This window comes from Frankia sp. AgKG'84/4 (assembly GCF_023242965.2).
GTDB lineage: Bacteria > Actinomycetota > Actinomycetes > Frankiales > Frankiaceae > Frankia.
The window spans coordinates 1-2,324 of sequence record NZ_JALKFU020001257.1; the positions used below are offsets into that span (position 1 = coordinate 1).

Here is a 2,324-nt window from a genome sequence, read left to right on the forward strand (position 1 = left end):
GTAGACAATTTTCTGTCGGCAGGGTTAGTTGGAGATGACGGCGAACATGCCCGTTCGTGGCCTCGTAGGAGGACCGTGGCGACGCCACCCGCGCCGGAGGCGGCGGCCGGGGGGCGGGCGGGCGTCGGGTTCGTCGGGCTCACAGCACTCCTGATCATGATGCGGCGCCGGCGTGCAGTTCCAGGACGGAGCGGCCCTGCGTCAGCAGCGACCCGGCGGCGGCGGCGACCGCCTCGCCGGTGACCGTCGACAGTTCCGCGGGCAGCTCGTTGACCAGCTCGGGCCGGCCGCGGTGCAGCTCGTGCACGGCCATCGTCATCGCCCGGCCGAGCGCGTCGTCGGACTCGCGCAGCAACGCCGAGCCCACCCGGGCCCGCACCCGTTCCAGCTCGCCGTCCGCCAGGCCGTCGTTCGCCAGCCGGGACAGCTCCTCGTCGACGGCCGCGAGGACCGTGTCGGCGCTGGTGTCCTCGGACTGACGGGCGTCGAGAGTGAGCAGAATCGGGTCCCGCTGCTCGAACGGGTTGCCGAACGTGCCGAGATACGTGCTGATCCCGAGCACCGAGCGGTCCTTCTGGACCAGCCGGCGCTCCAGCCGGCTGGCGTCGCCGTCGCTGAGCACCTCGGTCAGCAGGTAGTAGGCGAGGAAGCCGCGAAGGTCGGCGATCGGGTCGGGCACGCGGTAGCCGACGGCCAGGGCCGCCCGCGGCGCCAGCGGATCGCTGATGGCGGCTCGGCGCTCGGCCGTGGGCACCGGTTCGGTGAAGCTCGCCCGCGGTGGCACCGTACGGGCGGGGATGTCACCGAAGTACCGCTCGATGAACGTCAACGCCTCGGCGGGATCGAGGTCCCCGGCCACGGTGAGCACCGCGTTCCCCGGCGCATAGTACTTGTCGAAGAAGTCCTCGGCGTCCTCGAGACCGGCCGCGGCCAACTCCGAGAAATCCCCATATCCGTTGTGCGCGTTGGGAAACGTGTCGAACGCGACCGGCGGCAACGCGATCCAGGGAAATCCGCCGTACGGCCGGTTCAGGACGTTGACCCGGATCTCCTCCTGGACGACCGCGATCTGGTTGTCGAGGTTCTGCCGGGTGATCTTCGGGGCCCGCATACGGTCGGCCTCGAGGAACAGCGCCAGTTCGAGTGCGCCGGACGGCAGCAGCTCGAAATAGTCGGTGTGGTCAGGGTGGGTGGAACCGTTGAAGATTCCCCCGGCCGCCTGGACGTGCTTCGGATGCTCCGCCTTGCCGACGTTCGCGCTGCCCTGGAACATCAGATGCTCGAACAGGTGCGCGAAACCGGTGCGGCCCTCCGGCTCGGACCGGAAGCCGACGTCGTAGTGCACGGAGACGGCCACCACGGGCGCGGTCCGGTCGGGTGCGAGAAGCACACGCAGCCCGTTGTCGAGCCGCGTGCGCTCGATCGAATAGGAGGATGCCGGCAGGGCGGACCCCACCGCGGCGGACCCCGCCGGACCGGGTTCTCTAGGCAACGACACAGTTGCCCACGCTACTGCCCGATCGCCGGCGCAGTCCGCCACCCGACCCGAGTTCCCGCAGAGCACGACTCGTACTGCCGCGGTGTCGGTTTCTGGACCCGGGCGCGGCCGGGCCAGGGGACCTGTCGGGGGTCCCATGGGACAGACTCTTCCCATGGGACAGTTCCCGGCGGGCCTGACGGCGACGCTCGCGGCGGAGTTTGACCGCGTGGGCGAAGAAATCATGACGGCGATCGCCAGCGAGGTGCCCGCCTACGCCCGCCCGCTGGAAGGCCCGTTCGGCCGCGGGGTGCGCCGGGGCGTCACCGAGGCGCTGCACCAGTTCCTCACCGTCGTCGAGGCCGGCCCCGGCCGGGTGCCGGACCTCGCCGCCAGCCGGGAGGTGTACGTCCGTCTCGGCCGAGGCGAGGTGCGTTCCGGCCGGTCGCTGGACAATCTGCTCAGCGCCTACCGGGTGGGGGCACGGGTGTCCTGGCGGCGGTTCGGCGAGGCCGCGGCCCGCCACGGCGTCGACGCGGCCGGCCTGGTCGGCCTCGCCGAGATGATGTTCGCCTACATCGACGGCATCTCCGCCGCCTCCGCCGAGGGCTACGCCGCGGAACAGTTCACCGCCGCCGGCGAGCGGGAGCGCCGGCTGGACCGGCTCGGCGAGATGCTGCTCTCCGGCTCGCCCGCGGAGGCCGTCCGGCAGGTCGCCAGCGCCGGGTGCGTGCGGCTACCGGGCCGCATCGCCGCCGTGCTGATCCCGGGTCGCGACCCGTCGCTGCCAGCCCACCGCGCCGCCGCGACGACGACGCGGCGGCACTCGCCCGCGTGGCCGGACTCG

Annotated in this window: 2 protein-coding genes; one reads left to right on the top strand and one right to left on the bottom strand. The window is 72.0% G+C overall.

Annotated features, from left to right (window positions below; all coding sequences use genetic code 11):
* Window positions 1-154: 154 nt before the first annotated feature.
* Window positions 155-1,456 carry a M16 family metallopeptidase gene (locus MXD58_RS29370; RefSeq protein WP_248836854.1) on the bottom strand — a complete coding sequence of 434 codons (1,302 nt, stop codon included), beginning with the start codon at window positions 1,454-1,456 and terminating at the stop codon, window positions 155-157.
* 196 nt (window positions 1,457-1,652) lie between these two features.
* On the opposite strand from MXD58_RS29370, the gene MXD58_RS29375 reads away from it, so the two are divergent.
* A partial coding sequence (locus tag MXD58_RS29375; RefSeq protein ID WP_518478715.1) for a PucR-like N-terminal domain-containing protein occupies window positions 1,653-2,324 on the top strand: 672 nt, incomplete at its 3' end.